The 23846-nt window shown below is 65.5% G+C and carries 25 protein-coding genes; 15 read left to right on the top strand and 10 right to left on the bottom strand.

Annotation, left to right across the window (positions count from 1 at the left end; all coding sequences use genetic code 11):
- Positions 1-52: 52 nt before the first annotated feature.
- Positions 53-2047: an aconitase family protein gene (locus QFZ47_RS03240; RefSeq protein WP_307654257.1), complete on the bottom strand. Its 1995-nt coding sequence runs from the start codon at positions 2045-2047 to the stop codon at positions 53-55.
- An 80-nt stretch (positions 2048-2127) separates the two neighbouring features.
- A complete protein-coding gene (locus tag QFZ47_RS03235) occupies positions 2128-3024 on the bottom strand; it encodes a LysR substrate-binding domain-containing protein (protein ID WP_307654256.1) in 897 nt (298 codons plus the stop codon).
- A 214-nt stretch (positions 3025-3238) separates the two neighbouring features.
- Between QFZ47_RS03235 and QFZ47_RS03230 the strand changes: the two genes are divergently transcribed.
- Together QFZ47_RS03230 and QFZ47_RS28925 are read left to right on the top strand one after the other, a co-directional pair.
- Entirely contained in the window at positions 3239-3559 is a 321-nt protein-coding gene (locus QFZ47_RS03230; RefSeq protein WP_307654255.1) for a hypothetical protein, read from the top strand.
- An 18-nt stretch (positions 3560-3577) separates the two neighbouring features.
- Positions 3578-4219: a TetR family transcriptional regulator C-terminal domain-containing protein gene (locus QFZ47_RS28925; RefSeq protein ID WP_307654254.1), complete on the top strand. Its 642-nt coding sequence runs from the start codon at positions 3578-3580 to the stop codon at positions 4217-4219.
- 91 nt (positions 4220-4310) lie between these two features.
- On the opposite strand, the gene QFZ47_RS03220 is transcribed toward QFZ47_RS28925, so the two are convergent.
- From QFZ47_RS03220 to QFZ47_RS03205, 4 genes are all read right to left on the bottom strand, one after another.
- A complete protein-coding gene (locus tag QFZ47_RS03220; protein ID WP_307654253.1) occupies positions 4311-5201 on the bottom strand; it encodes a fumarylacetoacetate hydrolase family protein in 891 nt (296 codons plus the stop codon).
- 31 nt (positions 5202-5232) lie between these two features.
- Positions 5233-6033, bottom strand: a complete 801-nt coding sequence (locus QFZ47_RS03215; RefSeq protein WP_307654252.1) for a hydratase — start codon at positions 6031-6033, stop codon at positions 5233-5235.
- On the bottom strand, positions 6030-6170 hold the full coding sequence (locus QFZ47_RS03210; protein ID WP_307654251.1) for a hypothetical protein: 141 nt from the start codon (positions 6168-6170) through the stop codon (positions 6030-6032). The genes QFZ47_RS03215 and QFZ47_RS03210 overlap by 4 nt, the downstream gene beginning before the upstream one ends.
- 76 nt (positions 6171-6246) lie before the next feature.
- A complete protein-coding gene (locus QFZ47_RS03205) occupies positions 6247-7032 on the bottom strand; it encodes an IclR family transcriptional regulator (protein WP_307654250.1) in 786 nt (261 codons plus the stop codon).
- Positions 7033-7260: 228 nt separating this feature from the next.
- Here QFZ47_RS03205 and QFZ47_RS03200 point away from each other — a divergent pair, with 228 nt between their 5' ends.
- Positions 7261-8433 carry a fumarylacetoacetate hydrolase family protein gene (locus QFZ47_RS03200; RefSeq protein WP_307654249.1) on the top strand — a complete coding sequence of 391 codons (1173 nt, stop codon included), beginning with the start codon at positions 7261-7263 and terminating at the stop codon, positions 8431-8433.
- Between the two features lie 26 nt (positions 8434-8459).
- A complete protein-coding gene (locus QFZ47_RS03195) occupies positions 8460-10010 on the top strand; it encodes a UxaA family hydrolase (RefSeq protein ID WP_307654248.1) in 1551 nt (516 codons plus the stop codon).
- 205 nt (positions 10011-10215) lie between these two features.
- On the opposite strand, the gene QFZ47_RS03190 is transcribed toward QFZ47_RS03195, so the two are convergent.
- From QFZ47_RS03190 to QFZ47_RS03180, 3 genes are all read right to left on the bottom strand, one after another.
- Entirely contained in the window at positions 10216-11277 is a 1062-nt protein-coding gene (locus tag QFZ47_RS03190) for an ABC transporter ATP-binding protein (protein ID WP_307654247.1), read from the bottom strand.
- A gap of 99 nt (positions 11278-11376) precedes the next feature.
- Positions 11377-12054, bottom strand: coding sequence for a hypothetical protein (locus QFZ47_RS03185; RefSeq protein ID WP_307654246.1), 678 nt, complete (start codon positions 12052-12054; stop codon positions 11377-11379).
- A gap of 188 nt (positions 12055-12242) precedes the next feature.
- Positions 12243-13064 carry an IclR family transcriptional regulator gene (locus QFZ47_RS03180; RefSeq protein ID WP_307654245.1) on the bottom strand — a complete coding sequence of 274 codons (822 nt, stop codon included), beginning with the start codon at positions 13062-13064 and terminating at the stop codon, positions 12243-12245.
- A gap of 132 nt (positions 13065-13196) precedes the next feature.
- On the opposite strand from QFZ47_RS03180, the gene QFZ47_RS03175 reads away from it, so the two are divergent.
- The 6 genes from QFZ47_RS03175 to QFZ47_RS03150 all read left to right on the top strand — a co-directional run bounded on the left by QFZ47_RS03175 (position 13197) and on the right by QFZ47_RS03150 (position 18767).
- Positions 13197-14108 carry a carbohydrate ABC transporter permease gene (locus QFZ47_RS03175; RefSeq protein ID WP_307654244.1) on the top strand — a complete coding sequence of 304 codons (912 nt, stop codon included), beginning with the start codon at positions 13197-13199 and terminating at the stop codon, positions 14106-14108.
- Positions 14109-14113: 5 nt separating this feature from the next.
- Entirely contained in the window at positions 14114-14947 is an 834-nt protein-coding gene (locus QFZ47_RS03170; protein ID WP_082572186.1) for a carbohydrate ABC transporter permease, read from the top strand.
- A 107-nt stretch (positions 14948-15054) separates the two neighbouring features.
- Complete coding sequence (locus tag QFZ47_RS03165; protein ID WP_307654243.1) at positions 15055-16305, top strand: extracellular solute-binding protein; 1251 nt, start codon at positions 15055-15057, stop codon at positions 16303-16305.
- A complete protein-coding gene (locus QFZ47_RS03160) occupies positions 16302-17159 on the top strand; it encodes a shikimate dehydrogenase family protein (RefSeq protein ID WP_307654242.1) in 858 nt (285 codons plus the stop codon). The genes QFZ47_RS03165 and QFZ47_RS03160 overlap by 4 nt, the downstream gene beginning before the upstream one ends.
- 77 nt (positions 17160-17236) lie before the next feature.
- Positions 17237-18256: a Gfo/Idh/MocA family protein gene (locus QFZ47_RS03155; RefSeq protein ID WP_307654241.1), complete on the top strand. Its 1020-nt coding sequence runs from the start codon at positions 17237-17239 to the stop codon at positions 18254-18256.
- Positions 18257-18338: 82 nt separating this feature from the next.
- The gene (locus QFZ47_RS03150) at positions 18339-18767 is read left to right on the top strand and encodes a cupin domain-containing protein (RefSeq protein WP_307654240.1); all 429 of its coding nucleotides are present in this window, start codon (positions 18339-18341) and stop codon (positions 18765-18767) included.
- An 18-nt stretch (positions 18768-18785) separates the two neighbouring features.
- Here QFZ47_RS03150 and QFZ47_RS03145 read toward each other — a convergent pair whose 3' ends face one another.
- Positions 18786-19178: a winged helix-turn-helix transcriptional regulator gene (locus QFZ47_RS03145; protein WP_307654239.1), complete on the bottom strand. Its 393-nt coding sequence runs from the start codon at positions 19176-19178 to the stop codon at positions 18786-18788.
- Positions 19179-19458: 280 nt separating this feature from the next.
- On the opposite strand from QFZ47_RS03145, the gene QFZ47_RS03140 reads away from it, so the two are divergent.
- The 5 genes from QFZ47_RS03140 (at position 19459) to QFZ47_RS03120 (ending at position 23791) form a co-directional block, all read left to right on the top strand.
- Positions 19459-19962 (top strand): pentapeptide repeat-containing protein, encoded by a 504-nt coding sequence (locus tag QFZ47_RS03140; protein ID WP_307654238.1) that lies wholly within the window; start codon positions 19459-19461, stop codon positions 19960-19962.
- A gap of 125 nt (positions 19963-20087) precedes the next feature.
- A complete protein-coding gene (locus tag QFZ47_RS03135) occupies positions 20088-20987 on the top strand; it encodes a LysR substrate-binding domain-containing protein (RefSeq protein WP_307654237.1) in 900 nt (299 codons plus the stop codon).
- A 135-nt stretch (positions 20988-21122) separates the two neighbouring features.
- Positions 21123-22133, top strand: a complete 1011-nt coding sequence (locus QFZ47_RS03130) for a Bug family tripartite tricarboxylate transporter substrate binding protein (protein WP_307654236.1) — start codon at positions 21123-21125, stop codon at positions 22131-22133.
- 45 nt (positions 22134-22178) lie between these two features.
- Entirely contained in the window at positions 22179-22868 is a 690-nt protein-coding gene (locus QFZ47_RS03125; RefSeq protein ID WP_307654235.1) for an RraA family protein, read from the top strand.
- A complete protein-coding gene (locus QFZ47_RS03120; RefSeq protein WP_307654234.1) occupies positions 22865-23791 on the top strand; it encodes an NAD(P)-dependent oxidoreductase in 927 nt (308 codons plus the stop codon). Before QFZ47_RS03125 ends, QFZ47_RS03120 begins: the two co-directional genes overlap by 4 nt.
- Positions 23792-23846: the final 55 nt, after the last annotated feature.

Here is a 23846-nt window from a genome sequence, read left to right as displayed (position 1 = left end):
TTTCCGCAGGGAATGTGCACGCATGGGTTTGTCTCTCTGGCCTTGTTGGAATTCATGGATGGCGCGCCTGGAGCTCGGCGAACGAAATGAGTTCGCCCGCAATCGCGCTCGCCGCCACCGTGGGCGGGCTGGCGAGCCAGACCTTCCCGGGTCCGCCCCGGCCGGGGAAGTTGCGGTTGATGGCGCTCACGGTGACCTGGTCGGCCCGCACCGAGCCGCCCGGTCCGCAGTTGCCGCAAGCGCCGCAGGAGGGCTGGAGCATGCGTGCGCCCACGCGTTCGAACGCATCCATGTAACCGGCTGCGACGCAGTGGTCGCGCACCGCGGTGGTCCCGAACTGGAGATACAGCGCCACCCCGGGAGCGACCTTGAGCCCGCGGTCCGCCGCCCACCTGAGTACCGCGTGGTAGTGGTCGAAGTCTTCGCGCTTGCCGGCCGTGCACGAGCCCCCGTAGGCGATGTCGATGCGCACCCGCTCGCCGACCGCCGCAAGCGGCAGGCCGTTGCCCGGATCGCCGGGTGCCGCGACCATGGGGGGAATCGGCGTGCAGTCGACGTGGAGCGTTCTGGCGTAGGCCGCGCCGTCGTCGCTGCGCATCCACGGCTCGACTTCAAAGTCGATGCCGCGGCGCTCGCGCAGGAAACGCACGGTCTCGGCATCGGGAGCGACCAGGCCAGTGAAGCCACCGAGTTCCGCCGTCATGTTGGTGAGCGTGGCGCGCTCATCGGTGGTCATGCGCCGCACCACCTCGCCCGTGAACTCGAACACCTTGCCGACCCCGTCGCCGTCGCGCACGAAGGGCAGCGCCAGCAGATGCAGCACCACGTCTTTGGCGGTCACGCCATCGGCAAGCGAGCCATCGAGCACGATCTTCAGGGACTGCGGCACCGTCAGCCGCACCGCTCCCGTCACGAAGGCATTCGCCATGTCCGTGGTTCCGACGCCGAAGGCCACGCAACCGAGGGCGCCGCTGTGGGGCGTGTGTGAATCCGTGCCCACCACCAGTTGGCCCGGCAGCGCGTAGTGTTCCGCCACCATGGCGTGCGAGATGCCGGCCACGTGGGTGCCGTCGTCCTTGGCGGCCTGTTCCTCCGTGAGCGTGCGGTGCGAGCGCAGTCCATAGGCGGCAGCGAATTTGCGCTGCGCCTCGACCATGCGATGCACATTCGGCACCAGGCCGCCACGCACGTGCGCGGGGCTCTCCTCGACATAGGACGTGTGGTCTTCGAAGACGACGATTGAATCGGCGTCGTGCAGCACGAGCGGACGGCCGAAGGCCGTATGCAGCATGTGTGCGGCCATGGCTGTGTAGTACTCGTGGATGAAGCGAAGGTCGGCGCGTACGAAGGCACCATCGCCGGGTGCGGGATGCGCCTGCGTCAGCTCGGTGGCGAGCGCGTGGCGCGCCACGATCTTCTCGAACAGAGTGCGCGGACGCACGTCCTGGGCGTCGGGCGGCACGGTGATGTCGCGCATGAATCGCTGGCCGAAGCGCAGCAGCCCGCCACTCTTGAGGATCGCCGCGGCCAGCGCGTCGCGACCGGCCACCAGGTCCTCGACCAGGATCGCCCCGCCCGCCTGGATGCGCGCGACCAGGCCGAAGTCGGTCGAGGTGAACAAGCCGATGTTGTCGGCGTTCTGCCGATACAGGCGCTCGAAGCTTTCGGCGATGACCAGCCGCACGCCGGCCGCCTTCTCGGCGGTCGGGCTGTGCTCGCGCGAGGAGCCCTTGCCATAGCGCCTGCCCGCGACCACGACCTCGATGCCCGACTCGCGGACGGCATCGGTGCCGATCGGGAATGCCTCGCCCGCCTTGAAGCCGGTGTAGGGGTAGCGCCCCAGCTTGTCGTCGTAGTGCGTGAGGATCGGAAGCGGCGTGATCTCGTCGGTCGAAACATCGTCACGCAATGGCGACGCGTCGGCGAGTTCGAGGCGCTCTCCTTTCAAACTCAGCTCGACCATGCGTGCGGAACAGCTCAGGAAGAGGACGTGCGGATCGAACCGGATGCTTTCGGCGCTGGCGGCGGCTGGCGTGGAGGCTGGCATGCCCCGATGTTGGCGGGCCGTAGCGGCGCCATAAAGCGCTCGTACGGCACAGGGGATCTCGCCGTCTACGAGATCGGTGATTACCCTTGCAGGCTCTCGATGAGCGCCGCAACTGCGCGAGGCTGCGGGGTCTTGCGCAGGGCGTAGATATTCAGGACGCGGTCAGCCCACTCTTCCGCCAGCGGACGCCTGGCAAAACGGTCCGTTCCCGCATAAGCCGTGACGGCACTTCGAGGCACCACCGCGATGCCCAGGCCTGCCTCCACCATGCGGCAGACGGCGTCGAAGCTGCTGACCGTCACCTTCGGATTGAAACGCTTGCCCAATGCCGTGGCGCGTTCATTCAGGGACCGGTCCATCGCACCGCCCTGATGGATGCCCACCAAAGGATATTCGAGCGCACGCGCAAACGTGATGGCCTGCAGGTCCGCCAGTTCATGTCCCGAAGGCAGAACCACGAGCAATGGGTCGGAGGCAAAGCGCCACGCATCCATGCCCGCCGGCACTGCGACGTCGACGCCCACACCGACGTCGGCGCGATCGTCCAGACAGGCGCGCAGCACGTCGCGCGTGTCTTCCTCGTGCAGGGCGACCTCCACGCCCGGGTACGTCTCCATGAAACGGTGCAAGCGCTCGGGCAGGAAGCCGATCACGGAAGACATGTTGGCATGAAGGCGCACCGTGCCACGCACTTCGCCGCCTTCGCTCTGTACCTCGCGCAACAAGGCCTGCAGCTCGTCGTCGATACGTTCGCCTCGCGCCATCACCAGCCTGCCGGCATCGGTCAGTGCAATGCCACGCGGCGAGCGCACGAGCAGCGGCGTCTCGAAGGCATGTTCCAGATCCGCAATCCTGCGGCTCAGTGCCGAAGGTGCGATGTTCTCCGCGGCAGCGGCACGCACGATGGAGCCGGCGCGGGCCGCCGCCACGAACAACCTGATGCTGTAGGAATCGATTCGACGGGTCACGGGCTTCATCGCTTGGTGGGCTGCCGAGTGTGGCACACGGATTTGCTGCATCGCCTCGTACCCTGCAAGTGCGAAGCACCGTTCGCAAGGAGCCTGGATTCGGTCTTGCGGGGTTCGCGGCGCGTGCTGCGCGGCCGCTACTGTTCATAGGTTTCCGGCCCGATGAAGCGCGCAACCGCATCGCGACTGACGCGTATCAGCGGCGCAGGGCCGCCAACATTCGATGGCCTCGATTTCGCTGATGCGACGAGCAGCGAAGTACGCAAGCAGATCCTTTTCCAGGTTGCGCCTGCATGGGATTGATCCGGGAAGCCTTCTGGGCCTTGGCGGCGCCACGCGCCTTGCGCGCCGCCGCAAGGCTCACTTCGGGATCATTGTTCAAAGGCCAACCCACTCATTGTTGCAATGTGATTTTGGCCGTACTTATGTACTTGCCCCATCGGTCGAACTCCTTCAGAAAGAAGTCCTGGTATGCCGGCTGGCTCATGTGGTCGGTGATCCTCATGAGCTTCTTCGTCTGCTCGACGATCCGGGGCTCGCGTAACGCCGCATCGATCGCGTCATGCAGATGGTTGAGGATGTCGGCAGGCAGGCCGGCAGGTCCGAAAATGCCTATCCAGGGCCCATGTCGATGTCGATCCCGAGCTCGCGCATGATCGGTACATTTCTGGCGTCACGGATACGCGGCTACGACGATCAATGTGCTGACGGAAGCGACCGGCCTGTCGCGTTCGAGCCTTTACCAGCGTTTTCAGGACAAGGATGGCCTGTTCCAGGTCACACTGGCACCTATACGGATCGGGTGCTGCGCAGGATGAAGTCGTACGAGGACGGCAGTTCGCGTGCGCGGCTCGAGGCCCTCCTGCGCGGGCTGCTGCCCACGGGGTCTCGTCGACCGCCGGGTTGCCTGCTCGCACGAAGTTGTGCCGAGCTCGTCGATCTGCCGCCGGAAGGACGGAAAGCGGCAACCTCGGGGATGAGTCAGCAGCGCCATCTGCTCGAAGACCTGCTCCGGGAAGCAATTGCAGGTGGGGAGCTGCCCCGCGGCGCAGATGTCGCCGCGCTGGCTTGGTATTTTCTCGGGGTAAGTCAAGCGGTTTTGGATCTACCGCAGGCGGGTGCGACCAGGAGCGAATTGGACCGGATGATCGCCGTTGCAATGCGGGCGTGGCCGGCCGCCGGTATCGCGCCAACAAGAACCTAGGCATGTACACCGGCTCGACGGTTGCCGGCATGTGAACGCGGCTTCCATCCTCGCCGGCACCCTCGGGCATGCGCTCGCGCAGGCAATCGCCTTAAAGCGCAGGCAAGTGGCCAGCGCGCCAGGCGGCCCCCATGGCGTCGCTGTAGGCGATGGTTTGCTGGCGCTGCGTGCCGAGCAGGTCACTGCCCAAGGTCATCACATCACCGTCCTTCAGGAACACAGGCGGTTTCTGGCCGAGGCCGACACCCGGCGGCGTACCGGTTGGAATCACGTCGCCGGGCCGAAGCGCCATAAAGCGGCTGAGATAAGACACGATGGTGGCAACGCCGAAAATCTGCGTGCGGGTGTTGCCGGTCTGCCGGCGAGTTCCGTTCACGTCGAGCCAGAGGTCGATATTCTGCGGGTCCGGCACTTCGTCAGCCGTCAGCAACCAGGGTCCAATCGGTGCATAGCCAAGGTAGCTTTTGCCCTTGGTCCACTGGCCTTCCATTTCGATTTGCCAGGCGCGCTCTGACACGTCGTTGCAAAGGCAGTAGCCGGCCACATATTGCAGCGCTTCTGCTTCGCTGACATGCCAGGCCGGACGGCCGATCACGATAGCGAGTTCGACCTCCCAATCAAGCTTGCCCGAGCCGGGTGCGATGAGGACCGGGTCGTTGGGTCCTGCCAGCGCGCTGGTGTGCTTGTTGAACACAATCGGCTGCGTGGGAATCGGCGTGTTGGTTTCTGCCGCATGGTCGGAATAGTTGAGGCCGATGCAAACCACATTCGGAACCTGGCCGACGCAGGGGCCGAGCCGTGTATCGGCGGGCACGGCAGGCAAGCTGGAGGTATCGAGGGCGCGCAGCCTTGCAAGGCTCTCGGGTGAAAGTGTTGGCCCGTGAATGTCGCTCACGACGGAAGACAAATCGCGCAAGGTGCCTTGTGTATCAATGAGGCCGGGTTTTTCAGAGCCACGGGGGCCGAATCGAACGAGACGCATGGGAAATCCTTTTGGCTTTTGAAGTATGTATTCAGGTTTGAGGCCGCGTTGTCAAACGCTGCTCGAGCTTCAGCGCAAGCTCGCCGAAGTTGCCATAGCGAAGCACGGCGGGACGCTTGAACGGCAGGTCAATCGCCCCCGCAAATGAGCCGGTGATGACGGCCTGCCCAGCCTCCAGACCCGTGCCCTGGCTGCGTAGAAACTCGGCAAGCCAGTAAAGAGGCAAGCGCGGGTCGCCGTTGGGGTGGCTGGCTGCAAATGTGATGTCGTCCTGGCCCTGTACCGAGAGTGCAATCTCGAAGGGACCAGGAAATGGCTCCTGCGCAAAGTCCAGGGCGACAGTCGGTCCCAGCACCACGCTTTGGTGCCACAGGCTGTCGGCCATCAGTTCAGGGCCGCTGGCGTCTGCAGCATCGTCATAGCGACAACCGAGCACCTCGACCGCCAGCCGCACGCTGCCGATGGCGGCGTTGACATCGGCGCGGGTGTAGGGGGTCGCCCGTGGCGGCAGGCTTTGCTTGAGCTCGAATGCCAGTTCGGGTTCGATGCGCGCTGCGCCTGTCGGTCCGGCAGGCGCAGCAGCCATGCCGCCCGATGGCCTTGCATCATGCAGCGCGGCGGCGACCCAGCGATCGCCCGGGGGCAACCCGCATTTCCAGCCGATGGCGGGGCTGCCGCGCAGTTCGCTGATTCGCCGCTGGATGCGCCAACCGTCTTCCGGCGTGGCCGGGCGCAAGCCGGCTTCGAGCCTTGCACCGAAGCGACCCGACGACTGAAGTGCGTGCAGGTAGCGCGCGGCGGCCTCGATGGCGCTCGGCTCCATGCGGGTCATGCGGCCAGCCCCACGGGCGCTGCCGCTTTGCCCGAGTGGCGCAGCACACCTCGGCTGAAAAAGATCCCGTTGATCTCGTCGCAAGTCGAAGAAGCGCCGGTCGCGCTGTTGGCGCGCTCGATCTGGATACCGTTCATTTGCCTGTTTCCTCGTGTCGACTGAAAATGCCTGTCTGGGCCTGTAAACCTCATCCGGTGTTTGGCCACGGCGCTGTCATCCCTGGGGCCAGACCAGGCCCAGCGTGCCGCTGGCCTGCTGCAGCAGGGCGTGAAACTCCGCGTCGCGCTCGGTGCCCATGCGCAGCAGCGGGCCGGCAATGCTGATCGTGCCCAACACGCGCCGGCTTTCGGGTTCGCGCACGGCCGTCGCAATCGCTTTCACGCCGGGCTCTGCCTCTTCAACTGCGAGCCCGTAGCCGCGGGCGCGGGTCGCGTCCAGTTCACGCAGCAGTTCATCGATGGTTTGCATCGCACGCGGACCGGCGAGCTTGCCGGGAGCGGCCGGCTGGCCCAAGCCGTTTTGCAATGCCAGCCGGGTCGCCGCTTCGTTGCTCATCGTGGCCAGCCACGCCTTGCCGTTGGCGGTGGTGTGCAGCACCGGCCGGCCATTGAGTGCCGGCTGGTACATCAGGCCGGGCGGCGCGCCTTGGGCCGATGCGAACCAGTGCAGCGCGTCGCCCTGCACAACGGTCAGCCGCACCAGTTCGCCGCAGCGCCTGGCCGCCTCATCGAGCACGGGCTGCACGATGCCAGGCAAGCCGGTGCCGCGCAGATATTGCTGGCCCAGCAAGGCCAGCTTCAGCGTCAGGCGATAGCGGTCGGTTTCGGCATCCTGCTCAATCCAGCCGAGCGTGGCCATTTCCGCGAGCAGCCGATGCGCCGGGCCTTTTTGCAGGTCCAGTGCAGTCGCGATGTCAGACAGGCGTCGCCATTGGCCTTCCACCGCCAGCAGCTCGATGACTTCGAGACATCTCTCCAATAAACCCTTGACAAGCCGCATTTGAAGAAACAGAATTCTTGTTGGAACAAAGTTACTTTAACGGTGCGCAAGACAAGTGTCAATCCTTTCGCAAAAGACATCGGCCCGAAAGCCGAAGTCCATTCATCGAAGGAAACAACACGCGTGCCGATCACCCGTGCATTGCTTTTCGCGGCGCATTGAAGGTGCGGTGTACCTGGTGTATGCCGGGCAGCCGCCCCTCACGAAAAAACAAGTCAGAGAGTTTCCATGTCCCTCGATCTTTCCCGCACCCTGCCGGACGACGCCGCCGATGCGCTGCTGATTGGCAGGCTCTGGCAGCCCGGCATCGGCCCGACGGTGGTCGCTTGCCACGACGGCATGCTGCTCGATTTGTCGAGGCTGGCCGCCACCGCCAGCCAATTGCTGGAATTGCCCGATGTGGCGAGTGCCGTGCGCGCCGCCTTGCCGACGGCACCCCCGCTGGCGCCGCTCGTCAGGGTGCTGGCCAACTCCGACGAGGCCCTGCGGGACGAATCGCATCCGTGGCTGCTGGCCCCGTGCGACCTGCAAGTCATCAAGGCCAGCGGCGTGACTTTTGTCGCCAGCCTGCTGGAACGCGTGATCGAAGAGCAGGCGCGCGGCGATGCTTCGCGTGCTGAGGCGATCCGCACGGCACTGTCAGGCATCCTGGACGACAACCTGGCCGGCATCGTGCCCGGCTCGCACGAGGCTGCGCGTGTCAAACAAGTCTTGATCGAGCAGGGTGTCTGGTCGCAATACCTCGAAGTCGGCATCGGCCCGGACGCCGAAATCTTCACCAAGGCGCCGGTGCTGTCGGCGGTGGGCACCGGCGCGCAGGTCGGCATCCATGCGGAGTCGAAGTGGAACAACCCCGAGCCCGAGGTGGTGCTTGCAATCAACAGCAGCGGCGCGGCCGTCGGCGCTGCGCTGGGCAACGATGTGAACCTGCGCGATTTCGAAGGGCGCAGCGCGCTGCTGCTCGGCAAGGCCAAGGACAACAACGCGTCGTGCGCGATCGGCCCCTTCATCCGGTTGTTCGATGCGGGGTTCACGGTCGACGATGTGCGCCGCGCCGATCTCGCGATGCGGGTCGACGGCCCCGAAGGCTTCACCATGCACGGCGCCAGTTCGCTGGCCAAGATCAGCCGCGATCCGCTCGACATCGTGGCGCAGGTGATCGGCCCGAACCACCAGTACCCCGACGGCTTCATGCTGTTTCTGGGCACGATGTTTGCGCCGACCCAAGACCGCCACGGGCCCGGCCTTGGCTTTACCCATGAAGTGGGCGATGTGGTGCGCGTGGCAACGCCCCGGCTCGGCACGCTGGTCAACCGCGTCAACCACTGCAGCAGCATCACGCCCTGGCGCTTCGGCATCACTGCGTTGATGGGCAATCTGGCGCAGCGCGGGCTGCTCTGATCAACACCAAGGCGAGACCAAGTTTCATGAATCCATCGACAACTGTATCCAAGGCCGTGAATGACGTGGCGCCGCTGATCAGGCTGGCTGCGCAGGACGACGTCGGCATTGCCCGGCGCGACCTGGCAGCGGGCGAATCGCTCGCCCCCCTTGGGCTCGTATGTGCCGGTCCCGTTCCCGCCGGCCACAAGGTGGCCCTTCATGACATTGCAAAAGGCGCGGTTGTGCGCCGTTATGGCCAGGTCATTGGCATGGCGACGCAGGCCATCAGCGCCGGTGCTCATGTGCATGTGCACAACCTCGGCATGGGTGAGTTCACGCGCAGCTCCAGCGTGGGCGAGGCCTATCGGCCGACAAGTTTCATCGATCCCGCCGCAACCTTCATGGGCATCGTCCGTGCCGACGGCCGCGTCGCAACGCGCAACTACATCGGAATTCTGTCAACGGTCAATTGCTCTGCCAATGTGTCGCACGCGATTGCCGAGCGCTTCAAGGGTGCGGCCCTCGCCGCCTATCCGAATGTCGACGGCGTTGTACCGCTCACACACGGCAGCGGCTGCGCGATGGACCCCGACGGCGAAGGGCTTGCCTTGCTGCGCCGCACGCTGGCAGGCTATGCACGGCATGCCAACTTTGCTGGAGTGCTGATCGTTGGACTGGGCTGCGAGTCCAATCAGCTGGATGCCCTGAAAGTGGCCGGTGAACTTTCTGAAGGTCCGATGCTGCGCACCCTGGGCATTCAGTCCAGCGGTGGCACGCGCGCGGCAATCGATGCCGGAGTGGCGGCCATCGAGTCGATGTTGCCTGAGGCGAACAAGGTACTGCGACAGCCAGTGGCTGCCAAACATCTGGTGGTCGGCCTGCAATGCGGCGGCTCTGACGGCTATTCGGGCATCTCGGCCAATCCGGTGCTGGGCGCCGCGGTGGATTTGCTGGTGCGCCATGGCGGAACCGCGATCCTGTCGGAAACGCCGGAGATCTATGGTGCGGAACATTTGCTGACGGCCCGCGCCGCCTTGCCGGCGGTGGCCGAGAAGCTTGAAGAGCGCCTGCGCTGGTGGGAGGACTACACCTCGCGCAATCACGGCGAAATGAACAACAACCCATCACCGGGCAACAAGGCGGGCGGCTTGACGACCATTCTTGAAAAGTCTCTCGGCGCGGTGGCCAAAGGCGGCAGCAGCGGCTTGATGGCGGTTGTCGAATATGCCAGGCCTGTTCAAGCCCATGGGCTGGTGTTCATGGACACGCCCGGCTATGACCCGGTCTCTGCAACCGGCCAGGTTGCCGGCGGCGCCACCCTGCTCTGCTTTACCACCGGACGAGGCTCGGTCTATGGCTGCAAGCCTTCGCCTTCGCTGAAGATCGCCACCCATTCGGGCCTCTACCGGCGCATGAATGAAGACATGGATTTCAACGCCGGCGAAGTGCTCGACGGTACGGCCAGCGTTGAGGATGCCGGTGCGCGGCTGTTCGCGCTGATGCTGGAGACCGCCTCCGGCGGCAAGACCAAAAGCGAAGCACTCGGCATCGGCACCGATGAATTCGTGCCGTGGCAACTGGGCGCGGTGATGTAGTCTTTGCCTTGGCCGCGCATTGCCTCAAGTGCGCCGCCGCTGCGACGCCGTTGAAAGCTGCACCGCGCTTTTCGCGGGCGCTGCGCCAGGCAGCGTGGCGGCATTGATCTCGCGCACGCTCCCTTGAACGCCGGTCATCCGAGCTTCTCGCTGCCGCGAGCACCGAATCGGACGAGCGGCATTCCTCTTGTGATCCCTGCAGGGATCAGTGCAACGGCTCGAGCCGTTCGCCGGAGTCGGCGCGGAAAAGATGAACATGCGCGCTGTCCGCACCCAGGCGCACCTGGTCGCCGGGGCGCACACCGACCCGTTCGCGCAGCACGCAGGTGAGCTTGGTGCCGCCCGCATCGACGATGAGGTGCGTCTCCGAGCCGGTGGACTCCACCACCAGCACCCGCGCCTCCACGCCCTCGGCGTCCAGCCGCAGGTGCTCGGGCCGCACGCCCAGCGTGAGGGCCTGCCCGCTTGTGGCCGGCACGCCGGGCACGGTCCAGTGGTTGCCCGCGTTGTCCACAACGCCCTTGCCGTTCACCTTGACGGGCAGCAGGTTCATCGACGGCGAGCCGATGAAGGCCGCGACAAAGACGTTGCGCGGCCGGTCGAACAGGTCGAGCGGCGTGCCTACCTGTTCCACGATGCCATCGTGCATGGCCACGATCTTGTCTGCCATCGTCATGGCCTCGATCTGGTCGTGCGTGACGTAGACGGTGGTGGCCTTCAGGCGCTGGTGCAGCTCGCGAATCTCCGCACGCATTGCCACACGCAGCTTGGCGTCCAGATTGGACAGCGGCTCGTCGAACAGGAAGACCTGCGGGTCGCGCACGATGGCTCGGCCCATGGCGACGCGCTGGCGCTGGCCGCCGGAGAGCTGCTTGGGCAGCCGCGTGAGCAGTGGCTCCAGCCCCAGGATCTTGGCAGCCCGGGCCACGCGCTCTTCGGTCTCCTGCTGCGGCGCATGGCGCAGCTTCAGCGAGAACGCGAGGTTGTCCGCCACCGTGAGATGCGGGTACAGCGCATAGTTCTGAAACACCATGGCGATGTCGCGATCCTTGGGCAGCAGGCCGTTCACGCGGCGCCCGCCGATGCGGATCTCACCGCCGTCGATGCCTTCCAGGCCCGCGACCATGCGCAACAGCGTGGACTTGCCGCAGCCCGAGGGGCCGACCAGCACGACGAATTCGCCGTCCCGGATGTCGATGCTCACGCCGCGGATGATCTGCGTGCTGCCGAAGGACTTGGCGACGTCCTGAATCTCAACTGTTGCCATCTTGGTGTCTCCTCATTCAAAAGATAAATTTGTTGTCGCGCAAAGCCGGCCGGGTGCCGCTGCGCGCACTTCCAGGTCGAAGGGGGGAGTTGTGATCCCTCATCCCGCTTGCCAGGCGGTTTTCAGCCGCGTGTATTCATGCAGATAGCGGCCCACGGCAGCGTCACGCAGTTCGGTGGCCTGTTGCAATAGCGCAAGGGCCGCATCGAAGGCGCCGGGATCACATGCCTCCAGCAACAGCACCCAGCGAGCCGGGGCCTGCAGGTCCTTGCGGTCCTTGCTTTCGGCAGTGCGCTGGCCCGACATGCCGGGGTCCGAGCCCAGCAGGTGCGCACCGCTGATGCGCGGCAGCCGCGCAGCGGCTTCCAGCGCCGAGGTCAGGCGCGGCACCACGTCGCGCACCGTGTCGTCCGCGATGTCGAAGCGCACGGTCAGCATCGCGCCACCCGAGCCCACACCGTGGCTGGCCACCACGCGCGTGAGTGATCGCGTGGTCGTCTGGAAATGTGCGGTGGTCGCACGCGTCCACTCCGTGGGCTCGTTCAAGCGCGACAGATAGTCGCTGCCCTGGATGACCTGGAAGCTCGCGGTTTCATACAGAGTGAAGAACTCCGGCTGCGTCGCGGCATCGGCAGCGCGATAGCGGCGCCCCCGCACAAATCCGGGAATGCCCACGCGCTCGGGCATGTGCTCGTGCAGATGCCAAGCGTAAAACTCTGCGCGCCCGGCCTCGGCGATGTCGTTCCAGATAGCCACTGCACCTTCACCTGCCAGCATGGTTTTGCTCCTTGAATGTGGTGGGCACGGCCTCGCGCAGGTTGAGCGCGACTTGGCCGACCCTTCGGAAACACAGCGCAGCCGCTCGGCCGGCCGCGCACGATGGACGCCTGTGAATGAAAACGACGCCTGGAGCGGCGGACGCGCATGGCACCTCGGCTCCGGCGAGCTTCCGATGGGGAAGGCCTTTATCCATTGGAGACTTTCAGCGGCGTGATCCCCATCATGGCTTCCATCACCTTGCGGCTGGGCCACAGGTCGGCGATCTCCGCCGCGGTGGCTTGCACGTCGGGCGCGATGGCGGCGATGCGCTCCGGTGGGAGTCGCGCCACGGGACCGGCCACACTGACGGTGCCGATGGCGCGGCGGCTTTGCGGATCCACGATCGCGCAGCCCACCGCGCACGTGCCTGGCTCCCCTTCCTCGACGGATGTGCCATAGCCGCGCGCGCGCGTCAGCGCAAGTTCGGCACGCAGGCTGGCCTCGTCGCGCACGACTGGCCGGCCGAACCGGGAAGGCACGACAAAGCCGCGCGCCTTGACCAGCGCCACGGCCTGCTCCTCGTCCAGGCTCGCCAGCCAGGCTTTGCCGGTCGACGTGGCGTGCAGCACCACGGGCTGGCCCATATCGGGGTCGTAACGCAGGCCGGAGAGCGCGCCCTGGGCCTTGGCGATCCAGATCAGCGCATCGTCTTCCACCAATGCCAGGCGCACCAGTTCGCCGGTGCGCGCGGCCAGCCGGTCCAGAGACGGCTGGCAAATTTCCGTGATGCCGGAGGCCGCGAGGAAGCGAAAGCCGATGGCGGCCAGCTTCACCGTCATGCGGTAGCGCTGGCTGTACTCGTCCTGCACCGCCAGCCCGCGCCTCACCAAGATGGACAGCAGCCGGTGCACGGCGCTCTTGGGCAGTTCCAGTCGCCGCGCGACCTCGCTGATCGGCAGCCCTTGGGGGTAGTCGGCCAGCAGCGTGAGGATGTCCAGCACGCGCTCGATCATGTCGCCAGTGGCCACGAAAATCTCCATCTATTTAGAACAGGGTTCCAATGTAGCATCATAAGTTAACCCGGAACCAAGGGATATCCCGCATGACGAGGCGTATTCAAGCAACTACATTGGAACGATGTTCTATGTGAGGTCGTTTTTATGAATGCCATTCCCTACGGGCAGGCCGCGACTGTGGCGCAGGCGGACCCCCGGCCGCCGGGCTTCTGGACGCGTTTCGCCTGGTTTGCGCCAGCCGTCGCCGTGCTGCTCGCCGTCACGCTCTATCCCACGGCCGTGGTGCTGTGGCTGAGCGTCCACCGCACGCGCCTCTATGACGTGGTGGAAGGCGTGGGCCTGGCGAACTATGTCTCAGTGATCACTTCTCCCGCCTTTCTCGAACTCAGCCTCAACTCCCTGCTGTACGTGTTCGGCGCGCTGGCCGTGGTGCTGCCCGTAGGACTGGCTTGCGCCCTTGCGCTGCAGAACATTGCGCGCGGCGCTGCGTACGTCCGTACCCTGCTGTTGCTGCCCTGGACGCTGTCCATGGGCGTGGTGGGCTGCTTCTGGCTGTGGCTGCTCAATCCCTCGTACGGGCCCATGAGCTATCTGATGCGGTCCCTGGGCATGGAGCCCGGCCTGATGCTGGGCGACCCTTCGCTGGCGCTGATCCTCGTCATCCTGGTCACCGCGTGGTGGTCCTTTCCCTACGTGATGGTGATGATGAGCGCCTCGCTGCAAAGCATCCCGGCGGAGCTGTACGAGGCGATCGATATCGACGGGGGTGGCCTGCGCGCGCGCCTGCGCCACGCGGTGTGGCCGCACATCGCGCCCACGCTGGGCAGCACCGCGCTGGCGCTGGGCATCCTCTACCTCACGCTCATCACGCTGATCCTGGTGCTCACCGGCGGCGGACCGCTGGGCTCCACCGCCACCTGGAGCTTCGAAGTGTTCTCCAGCGCCTTCCGCTCGGTGGACCTGTCGCCCTCGTCGGTCATCTCCGTCGTGGTGCTCGCGGTCAATCTCTTCCTTGGCTACCTTTACACGCGGCTCACCGGCCGCGTCTCGGGCTGAACATCATGCATATCCGCCGTTCCGAAAAAATGCTGTCCTGGGCCGTGCTGACGGCCTTGGTACTGGTCGTGCTGATCCCGCTGTCCTGGGCGGTGCTCACCTCGCTCAAGAGCGAGGCCAACGTCATGGCCTACCCGCCTACCTTCTTCCCTACCGAGCCCAGCCTCTCGGCGTACAAGGCGGTGTTCCGAAACGAGACCTTCGGCACCGACCTGTTCAACTCGGTGCTGTACGCGGTCGGCGCGGTTGCGCTCGCAGTACTGCTGTCCGCGCCCGCCGGCTACGCGGCTTCACGCTTCGAGTTCCGCGGCAAGCGCACCGTGATGCTGCTGATCCTGTCCACGTCGATGATCCCCGGCGTTGCGCTGCTGGTGCCGACCTACTTCCTGCTGGACGCGCTGGGCCTCTTGAACAACGCCGCGGTCATCATCGTGGTGCAGGCCGCGCGCCTGGTGCCGCAGACGGTGTGGTTCATGCAGAACTTCGTAGACGCCGTGCCGCGCGAGCTGGACGAGGCGACCCAGGTGGACGGCGCCAATCACTGGCAAACGTTCACCAAGGTCATCCTGCCGCTGGTGCGGCCCGGCATCGCCGCAAGCGCCGTCATCGGCATGGTCACGACCTGGAACGACTACATCACCGTGGCCGCGTTCGCGCCCGAGGTCGCGCACCGCACGCTGCAAGTGGCCCTGGTCAACCAGGTGTTCGACAGCATCGGCATCACCTGGTCGTACGTCATGGCCTACGCCGTGGTGTCCTCCCTTCCCATCGTCGCCATCTTCGTGCTTGCGCAGCGATGGTTCATCAGCGGCCTGACCGCCGGCGCCGTCAAAGGCTAGTCCAACACACGTGCACTTAAACCAGGAGACCAACATGAACGAGAAAAAACCAGCAAGCATGAACGAACAGAACCCGGCGCCGCGTACGAGCCGGCGCATCTTCCTGGGTGGCATGGCTGCCATGCTGGGCACACCCGCGGGCCCAGGCTTTCGCGCAGACCACGGAGACCATCGCCTACGACACCTTTCTCGACCCGGCCAACACCAAAGATCCGCGTGCGGCGGCGCAGACGCAGATGATCGCGGCTTTCGAGGCCAGCCAGCCGCGTGTGAAGGTACGTGTGGTGGTGGACCCCGCCGGGCAAAACGGCGTACGCGCGGCGCGCGCCAAGTCGGACAGCCCCGACGTGATCCGCGTGAACAACTTTCAGATGCCCGAGTTCGTGTCCACCGGCTCGGTGCTGGCCATCGACGAGCTGATCGCGCGCGACAAGGTGGACACCACGGACTGGCTGATCGGCCTGGACCAGACGCGCGTCAACGGCAAGATCTGGGGCTTGCAGCAGGACTATCGCATCCCGATCTACGTCTACCGCAAGAGCAAGTTCAACGAGGCGAAGATTGCGACGCCGCCGCGCACGTACGGGGAAGTGAGCGCGCTCGGCCCGCTGCTGACCAGGCAGAACCAGATGGCCTACGGCGTCCCCATCGGCCTGAGCGGCGGGATCGGCGGCGCGCAGGCGTTCATGGAGTTCATCGTGAGCTCCATCGTTGCGGGCAACAGCGACCCGTTCTTCGCGCCCAACGGCCGCGAGATCGGCTTCAGCGACAAGCGGCTGCTGCTGGCCGCCACCATCGTCAAGGACCTCTTCCAGAAGAAAGCTGCGACACCCGTGAGCCTGCAGTTCGCGTACAACGAGCTGCAAGATGGGATGCGGGCAGGCACGGTGGCCTCCGCCACCTTCGGGCTGTACCGATACCGTGGCCTGAAGGCTGCCGTGGCCGACGACCTGGCCTGGGCGCCGGCCCCTTCGGTGGAGCCCGACGACAAGCACGCGGTGTATGGCTTTCAGATGTGCATCAATAGCCATTCGCCACGCCAGGGCGGCGCGTGGGAGTTCGTCAAGTTCATGGCCAGCCCGGCCGCTCAGGCGATCGCCGCGCGAGGCGGCGAAGTGGTGGCGCGCGCCAGCGCCTACAAGGACGCCTACTTCAAGACGCCCGAAGCCGAGGACCAACTGGGCTGGAAGGCGCTGGTGGAAAAACGCGGCCGCATGGTGAACTACTCCATCATCCAGTCGACCTTCAATCAGATCTGCGGCGAAGCCTTCCAGCGCATGATCCTGCGTGACCTGGCGCCTGCAGCCGTGGCGCTCGAGGTGCGCACTCGTTACACCGAAGCGCTGGCCAAAGCATGATGCCGCATGTCACAGGAACAACCCGACTCTATGGGTTGGTGGGCGATCCGCTGACGACAGCCAAGTCGCCCGAACTATTGAACCGGATCTTTGCCGAACAGCGCGCAGACGCGGTGTGCATCCCATTGGCCGTCAAGGACGATGACCTGCCCGCATTCGTCACCGGCGCACGGGCGTTGGGGAATCTCTCCGGCCTGCTGGTCACGATGCCCCACAAGCAACGGATGCTGGCCTTCGTCGACGAACTGCATCCGACTGCCCGGCAGGTCGGCGCAATCAACGTCATCCGCTGCGATAAGGATGGGCGCTGGGTCGGTGCCATATTCGATGGCCTCGGCTGTGTGCTTGGCATGCAATGGGAGGGCAACCACCCGGCGAACAAGTCCGTTCTTCTCGTCGGCGCCGGCGGTGCGGGAAGAGCCATCGCGTTCGCTGTCGCATCCGCGGGCGCCCGGACATTGACCATATCCGATGTCGACGAGCATCGTGCGGACGACCTCGCCAAATCCGTCGCCGCCGCGACCGGTTGCACCACACATTCCGGCCCACCCGATCCGCACGGATTCGAAATCGTCATCAATGCCACGCCGCTGGGTATGCACGCGAACGATCCCATGCCCGTGGATCCCGAGAGGCTGGATCCCGGCACCATCGTCGTAGACATCATCAATGCACCCGAGCCGACGCCGCTTTGCCGCACCGCCGATGCACGCGGTTGTCGTACCCAAGGCGGCCGCCCGATGCATGAAGGGCAGGCGCTGCATGCCCTGCGTTTTCTTGGATTCGATTACCGACCTGACGGCAAATCACTACCGGGCGGGCCCGAAACCACGCAGTTGTCGCCATCTGAATGAAAGGAAGATGTCATGAATAGGCTTTCCAGGATCGCCGCGGCATTCCGTGCGGCTGGCTGCACGAGAGGAGGATACGCATGAAAGTTGCATTGCTGGAAGCCAGCCATTGGCATGTCCCGCTCTATCTTGATGCGCTCGACACGCCCGGGATCGAGGTGGTTGCCGTTTCGGATGCGGAGCATGTCAAGGGAGAGGCAATCGCCGCGCGATTCGGCAGTACGCTGTATTCGTCGCCCTATGAGCTGCTGGAGCGGGAGGAAGTCGATTTCGCGTTTGTGTTCGGTCGACATTCCGAGATGCCGACGCTCGCGGAAGCGGTGATTGCGCGGCGAATTCCATTTGCGCTGGAGAAGCCCTGCGGTGTCAACATGTCGCAGGTGACCCGGCTGCGGAAACTGACCGAGGAAGCCAATCTTTATTGCGCGGTACCACTCATCTTTCGCATGAGCGACCTGCTCAGCGCAGTCAACGGTGCCGAGGGTCGCATCCCGTCGGACTTCAACTTCATGTCCTTTCGTTTCATCGTCGGTCCGCCCGGACGTTACGAAGCTGCAGGCGCAGGCTGGGCGCTCGATCCCGCGTTTTCCGGTGGCGGATCCACGATCAATGTCGCGACGCACTTCATCGACCTCTTCAGATTGCTGACCGGCAAGGAAGTCACACGCGTCTCGGCGACCATGAACTCCAGGACGCACCGACGTGAGGTTGAAGACTATTCGTTGCTGACGATGCAAACCGAAGATGGCGTGATCGGCCTCGTGGAGACCGGCTACAGCTTCCCCAGTACCCCTGACGAGCAGCGCGAGTTCTCGTTCACCCTTGCATCCGATCGCATGTACGCGAAATCGGGCCCCGACCGGATCGAGATCCGAGACCGAAGCAATCTCGCCGCCGGCACCCGGAGCCTGCGTCTCGAACTGGACACTGATGCTTACTACCCCTTGTTCGTCAAACGGGTCCTTGCCGAATGTCGCACGGGTGCGAAGCCGATCGCGTCATTGCGCGACGCCGAGGCAATGATGCAGGTCATGGACGCGGCCTACGCTTCGGCTCGGCAAGGCGGTGCGCTCCAGACTCTTGCGCCGATAGCCGTGTGAACCGACCGACCACCCATCGCCACCTGCGCGAGCGCCGCGCATCTGGTAGCACTCGCCGACCAAGCAACTGAAAGGGAATCCGATGAGCAAGACTGCGCGATACCAAGGTCCATTGCCGCTTGACCAGGCGAAATCCAAGTTTGTTCTCACGCCCCTCGAGGACAACCGCTTTCATCGGGATGGTCCTCGCGCCAATGTCGAGTACCGGGATCTCGGAATGGCGGAGGCTTCGGGGGGCCGCATCAGCGCCAAGCACATCCGCGCTGTCCAGCCGTTCGGCAAGGAGACCGGTTGGCATTGGCACGACATGACGGCGCACTTCGTGTACGTGCTCAAAGGCTGGGTCGAATTCAGGTTTGACGGCATGCCCGAACCGGTGACCGTCGTTGCCGGCTCCTGCCTCAGCCAGCCCGCCGGCGTGGCGCACAACGTCATTCGCCAGTCTGACGACCTCGAGCTGATAGAAATCAACACGCCCGCGGACTATGTGACGGTCGAATGTTCTCCCTGAGCGGCTGCTTTCGCCGTCTCACGCCTCCAGCCGCAGATCGAAGGCTTTCCGTGCTTTCTCGACCTGCGTGATATTGGCCAATGTCCAGCCATGCAGCGCCTTGAACGGCTGCTCCAGCGTGCGGCCGAGCGGCGTGACTGCGTACTCCACGGCTACGGGTGACACCGGAATCACGCGACGCGAGATGAGCCCGTTGCGTTCGAGCCGCCGCAGGCACTGGGTGAGCGCTTTCTGCGTGATGCCTTCCAGCTGCCGCTTGATCACGTTGAAGCGCAGCGGGCCGTCTGCGAGCACGTGCAGCACCATCATCGACCACTTGTCCGCAATCTGATCGAACAAGGCACGGCTGGGGCAATCGGCGGCGAAGCATTGAAATCGCTTCGATGGGTGAAAACTGGTTGCTGGGTTCACAGACCCGCGTCCAGGCATGAAAGCGGGCTCCCGAGATGCGCCGGAGCGCATGGCCGTCCTGGTGCGATCACCGACGGCACCACCTTGTCAGGTGACCCGAGCCGTTGTGTTGGCGCGCATTCGTTCACGCCTTGCCACGCAGCAGCAGGCATTGCTACTTTCAGCTGCTTTCGCTGCATCGGCCAGGACTCCCATAATCGAACGGGCCCTCCCCACAGAGGCGGCCATTCACAGGGCGGTTCCGCGCATTGCTGCCGGCGCCTGCGTTCTCTCTTCCATCATGAATTCCAAGCAAATCATCACCGACCACGACCTCTGGCGCAAAGGCATCGGAGGCGCGCCCGCAGGGCTGGCCGGGCAGGCCGGGCAGGCCGACAGCCTGGCTTATGCCGGCCTCGATCTCGACCTGGCCCAGTTCGTCGATTCCACTTTCAATGGCAGCAGCTTCACGGCCACGACCTTCAGGCAGGCGGCCTGGCGTTCCTGCGGCTTCACGGGTTGCAGCTTCACCGGCTGCGACTTCGAGGGCATCGCGCTCACCGACTGCGTCTTCACCGGCTGCGTGTTCTCCCAGTCCCAGCTGCGGCACAGCCGGCTCAGCGGCTGCCGGTTCAGCAACTGCCAGTGGGACGGCCTGAACTTCGACAGCAGCCATTGGACCCGCGTCGCCATCCTGGGCTGCACCGGAACCAGGGTGCGGGCCGATGGCCTGTCCGGCGAGCAGGTCGACTTCACCGGCAGCAATTTCGAGCAGCTGGAATTTCGCAACGCCAGCATCAACTGAGGCCCCTTCTTTCCAGGGTGCAGGGCGCTATATTGCGGACAGCCCGTGCCCGCCGGCACAGGGCAAGACCATTCGCTCGAAAAGCCTGGCGCCATGCGTCGCGCAAGAGCAAACCAGGAGGCATTTTGGATCTGCGCGACCTGCAGTACTTCGAGGTCATCGCCGAGCTCGAGCACATGGGCCGCGCCTCCGAGCGGCTGCACCGTACCCAGCCCGCATTGACGAGTTGCGTCAAGCGCCTCGAGGAAGCCTGCGGCGCGGCCCTGTTCGAGCGAACGGGACGCGGCATCCGCCTCACGGCCGCCGGCAAGGCCCTGCTCAAGTGGGCGCAGCGCACGCGCTTCGACGTGGAGAGCGCGCGCCGCGAGATCGGCGACATCGGCCGCGGCCTGGCCGGCAACATCCGCATCGGCATCGTGCCCACGGCCGCGCAGTTCCTGCTGCCGCCGGCCGCGCGGGAGCTGATGAGCGAGGCGCCGGACATCACGCTTCGCACGACGGTCGCCCTGGGCGACATCCTGACGCCGCTGCTGCGCGCAGGCGAGATCGACCTGATGGTCGGTACCGAGGGTGCCGCAGATCCGGGCTTCACCTCGAAGCTGCTTGCCGAAGACCCCATCGTCGTGGCCGCGACCAGCTCGCATGAAATCTTCAAAAAGCCCAGGCCGACGCTCAGGGATCTGAGCGGCTACCGCTGGGTGCTGCAGCCGGCCGGCGCACCGACGCGCGACTGGCTGGACCAGACCTTCGACCGCAGCCACCTGCCGCGGCCCCAGGTGCAAGTGGAAAGCACGATGCTGCTGATGCTGCCGAGCCTGATCGCCGAGACCGGCCTGCTGAGTTTCATCTCGCGGCTGCATCTGCAGGAAGGCCGCTCGGGTGCGGCGCTGCGCGAGGTGAAGGTCCGGGGCGTGACGATGCGCCGCCGCATGGTCGTCACCTACCGCGAGAGCGGATACCTCTCGCCGGCAGCGCAGCGCCTGGTGGTGCTGCTGGCCAAACACGGGCGCTTTCGATCGCGCTGATACCCCAAGCCGCATTTATCGGTTCCAAGAAATTATCGATTGGACCATTGAGGTCTCAGCGCGAATACTTGCCTCCATCGAACGCACCGGACCCGCTTCACAGGGCCGGGCAGTTCGGCCACTGGAGACAAGTTCATGCCCTCATTCCCGCTTCGTGCCGGCGCTTCGCGTCGTCTCGCCATTGCCACCGCAGCCCTGGTTGCCGGCGCCACCCTCCTCGCGCCTGCCGGCGTTCTTGCGCAGTCCTCCTATCCGTCGCGGCCGATCCGGCTGATCGTGCCCTTCCCGGCCGGCGGCGGCACCGACCTGATCGCGCGTGAAGTTGCCAACAAGGTCGCCACCAGCAACGGCTGGTCGATCGTCATCGACAACAAGCCCGGCTCGGGTGGCAACCTGGGCGTCGATGCGGCGGCCAAGGCTGCGCCCGACGGCTACACGCTGGTGCTCGGCCAGACCAGCAACCTGGCGATCAATCCCACGCTCTACGCCAAGCTGCCGTACAACCCGGAAAAGGATCTGGCACCGATCGGCCTCGTCGCCAGCGCGCCGCTGGTGCTGGTGGTGGCGGCCGACTCGCCGTACAAGACACTGGCCGACGTGGTGGCCGCGGCCAAGGCCAGGCCCGAGGCGCTCAACTATGCGAGCTCGGGCAGCGGCACGGTGGCGCACCTGGCGACCGAGCTCTTCCAGAAGACCGCGAATGTCAGGTTCACCCACGTGCCGTACAAGGGCGCCGCGCAGGGGTCGACCGACCTGATCGGCGGCCAGATCCAGATGTACATGTCCTCGGTGCCCACGCTGATCGGGCACATCAAGAGCGGCAAGATGCGCCCGATCGTCGTCACCTCGCGCAAGCGCACCACCGACCTGCCGGATGCGCCGACGGTCGACGAGTCGGGCTACAAGGGCTTCGAGGCCGCGACATGGTTCGGCGTCGCGGGCCCGGCCGGCCTGCCGAAGGAGGTGGTCGCCAAGCTCAATGCGGCATTCAACAAGGCACTGCAGGACCCCGAGGTCAAGCGCAAGCTCGCGAGCCAGGGCGCCGAGGTGAAGGGCAGCACGCCGGAAGAATTCGGCGCCTACATCCGCGAAGAAACCGTGCGCTGGGGCAAGGTCGTCAAGGACTCGGGCGCCAAGGTCGACTGACGCGAACGCCGCACCTCCCGTCTTCACTCCTCAAGAGAAAAATCCATGTCCTTCAACCCTCCCGACATCATTCGCGATTTCGAGCGCGTGCCCGCGCACATCGTGGCGCAGGCCGCCGCACTGCAGCCCGCCATCCTGGCCGACGTGGCCGGCCGCCGGGGCGCCATGCATGGCCGCATCAAGGCGCTGCGCCCGCGCATGAAGCTGGCCGGCCCCGCCTTCACGGTGGAGGTGCGCCCCGGCGACAACCTGATGATCCATGCCGCCATCGCGATGGCCAGGCCCGGCGACGTGCTGGTGATCGACGGCAAGGGCGACCAGGGCTCGGCGCTCATGGGCACCATCATGATGACGGCCTGCCAGAAGCTCGGCATCGCGGGCGTGGTGATGGATGGCGCCTGCCGCGACAGCCTCGAGATCGACGAGATGAACTACCCCGTGTTCTGCGTGGGCACCAACCCGAACGGCCCGACCAAGAACATCGCCGGGCGGATCGGGCATCCGGTTTCGGTCGGCGACGTCACGGTGCGCCCGGGCGACTTCGTGATTGCCGACGGCGACGGCGTGGTGGTGGTGGAGCGCGAGAAGATCGAGGCTCTGCTGCCCGCGGCGGCCCGGAAGGTCAGCGACGAGGCCGCACGCATTGCCGCCATCAAGGAAGGCGACACCGCCGCCGAGTGGCTGAACAGCGCGCTGCGCACGGCCGGCGTGCTGAAGGAAGGAGAGGCCCTGTGAGCACCATCCTTGTGACCGGTGCCGACCTCGCGCCGCAGGCGATCGCGCTGCTCGACGGCCACGAGATCGTCTATGCCGGCAAGGCGCCGACCGAGGACGACCTGGTGGCGCTGTGCCGCGCGCACGACCCCGTGGCCATCATCGTGCGCTACGGCAAGGTCGGCGCCGCGGTGATGGATGCGGCGCCCTCGCTGCGCGTGATCTCCAAGCATGGCAGCGGCACCGACACCATCGACAAGGCTGCCGCCCAGGCGCGGGGCATCGAGGTGGTCGCGGCCGTGGGCGCGAACGCCGCCGCGGTGGCCGAGCAGGCGTTGGCCCTGCTGCTGGCCTGCGCCAAGTCCGTGGTGCTGCTCGATGCGCGCATGCATGGCGGCCACTGGGACAAGGCCACGCACAAGAGCCTCGAACTCGGCGGCCGCACCATCGGGCTGGTCGGCCTGGGTGCGATCGGATTGCGCTTTGCCCGCATGGCCGATGCGCTGGGCATGCGCGTCATCGGCTTCGATCCCTATGCCGGGAATCTTCCGCCCCATGTGACGGCCGTCGATCTGCCGGCGATCTGGCGCGAGTCCGATGCAATTTCGCTGCACTGCCCGCTGACGGAAGACAACCGCGGCCTGGTCAACACCGAGACGCTGGCCCGGTGCAGGCGCGGCGTGATCCTGGTCAACACCGCGCGCGGCGGCCTCGTCGACGAGGCGGCGCTGTTGGCCGCGGTGCGCTCGGGCCAGGTCGGCATGGCCGGCCTGGACAGCTTCGCGGTCGAGCCCATGGCCGCCGGGCATCCGTTCCAGGGCGAGAAGAACTTCGTGCTGAGCCCGCACATCGGCGGGGTGACGGGCGATGCCTATGTGAACATGGGTGTCGGCGCGGCAAGGAACCTGCTGCAGGTTCTGGCACGCCAGCCGGCCACGGCCTGAGCCGCGCTACGCGGTCGCCCCGCACGAAAGCGTCACGCGATTTCGTCGAAACGGC

The sequence above is a fragment of the Variovorax paradoxus genome, from assembly GCF_030815975.1.
In the GTDB taxonomy this organism is placed as follows: Bacteria; Pseudomonadota; Gammaproteobacteria; order Burkholderiales; family Burkholderiaceae_C; genus Variovorax; species Variovorax paradoxus_N.
Note: the sequence above shows the minus strand (reverse complement) of the source record. Positions and strands in the feature narration are given on the sequence as shown.

Excerpts from the sequence above, each read along its gene's own strand:
- QFZ47_RS03175 (WP_307654244.1), top strand. The coding sequence starts at position 13,197 with ATGAATGCCATTCCCTACGGGCAGGCCGCGACTGTGGCGCAGGCGGAC.
- QFZ47_RS03155 (WP_307654241.1), top strand. The coding sequence starts at position 17,237 with ATGAAAGTTGCATTGCTGGAAGCCAGCCATTGGCATGTCCCGCTCTAT.
- QFZ47_RS03130 (WP_307654236.1), top strand. The coding sequence starts at position 21,123 with ATGCCCTCATTCCCGCTTCGTGCCGGCGCTTCGCGTCGTCTCGCCATT.
- QFZ47_RS03240 (WP_307654257.1), bottom strand. The coding sequence starts at position 2,047 with ATGCCAGCCTCCACGCCAGCCGCCGCCAGCGCCGAAAGCATCCGGTTC.
- QFZ47_RS28925 (WP_307654254.1), top strand. The coding sequence starts at position 3,578 with ATGCAGATGGTTGAGGATGTCGGCAGGCAGGCCGGCAGGTCCGAAAAT.
- QFZ47_RS03140 (WP_307654238.1), top strand. The coding sequence starts at position 19,459 with ATGAATTCCAAGCAAATCATCACCGACCACGACCTCTGGCGCAAAGGC.
- QFZ47_RS03125 (WP_307654235.1), top strand. The coding sequence starts at position 22,179 with ATGTCCTTCAACCCTCCCGACATCATTCGCGATTTCGAGCGCGTGCCC.
- QFZ47_RS03190 (WP_307654247.1), bottom strand. The coding sequence starts at position 11,277 with ATGGCAACAGTTGAGATTCAGGACGTCGCCAAGTCCTTCGGCAGCACG.
- QFZ47_RS03200 (WP_307654249.1), top strand. The coding sequence starts at position 7,261 with ATGTCCCTCGATCTTTCCCGCACCCTGCCGGACGACGCCGCCGATGCG.
- QFZ47_RS03195 (WP_307654248.1), top strand. The coding sequence starts at position 8,460 with ATGAATCCATCGACAACTGTATCCAAGGCCGTGAATGACGTGGCGCCG.
- QFZ47_RS03210 (WP_307654251.1), bottom strand. The coding sequence starts at position 6,170 with ATGAACGGTATCCAGATCGAGCGCGCCAACAGCGCGACCGGCGCTTCT.
- QFZ47_RS03205 (WP_307654250.1), bottom strand. The coding sequence starts at position 7,032 with ATGCGGCTTGTCAAGGGTTTATTGGAGAGATGTCTCGAAGTCATCGAG.
- QFZ47_RS03185 (WP_307654246.1), bottom strand. The coding sequence starts at position 12,054 with ATGCTGGCAGGTGAAGGTGCAGTGGCTATCTGGAACGACATCGCCGAG.
- QFZ47_RS03215 (WP_307654252.1), bottom strand. The coding sequence starts at position 6,033 with ATGACCCGCATGGAGCCGAGCGCCATCGAGGCCGCCGCGCGCTACCTG.
- QFZ47_RS03230 (WP_307654255.1), top strand. The coding sequence starts at position 3,239 with ATGGCCTCGATTTCGCTGATGCGACGAGCAGCGAAGTACGCAAGCAGA.
- QFZ47_RS03150 (WP_307654240.1), top strand. The coding sequence starts at position 18,339 with ATGAGCAAGACTGCGCGATACCAAGGTCCATTGCCGCTTGACCAGGCG.
- QFZ47_RS03235 (WP_307654256.1), bottom strand. The coding sequence starts at position 3,024 with ATGAAGCCCGTGACCCGTCGAATCGATTCCTACAGCATCAGGTTGTTC.
- QFZ47_RS03220 (WP_307654253.1), bottom strand. The coding sequence starts at position 5,201 with ATGCGTCTCGTTCGATTCGGCCCCCGTGGCTCTGAAAAACCCGGCCTC.
- QFZ47_RS03170 (WP_082572186.1), top strand. The coding sequence starts at position 14,114 with ATGCATATCCGCCGTTCCGAAAAAATGCTGTCCTGGGCCGTGCTGACG.
- QFZ47_RS03160 (WP_307654242.1), top strand. The coding sequence starts at position 16,302 with ATGATGCCGCATGTCACAGGAACAACCCGACTCTATGGGTTGGTGGGC.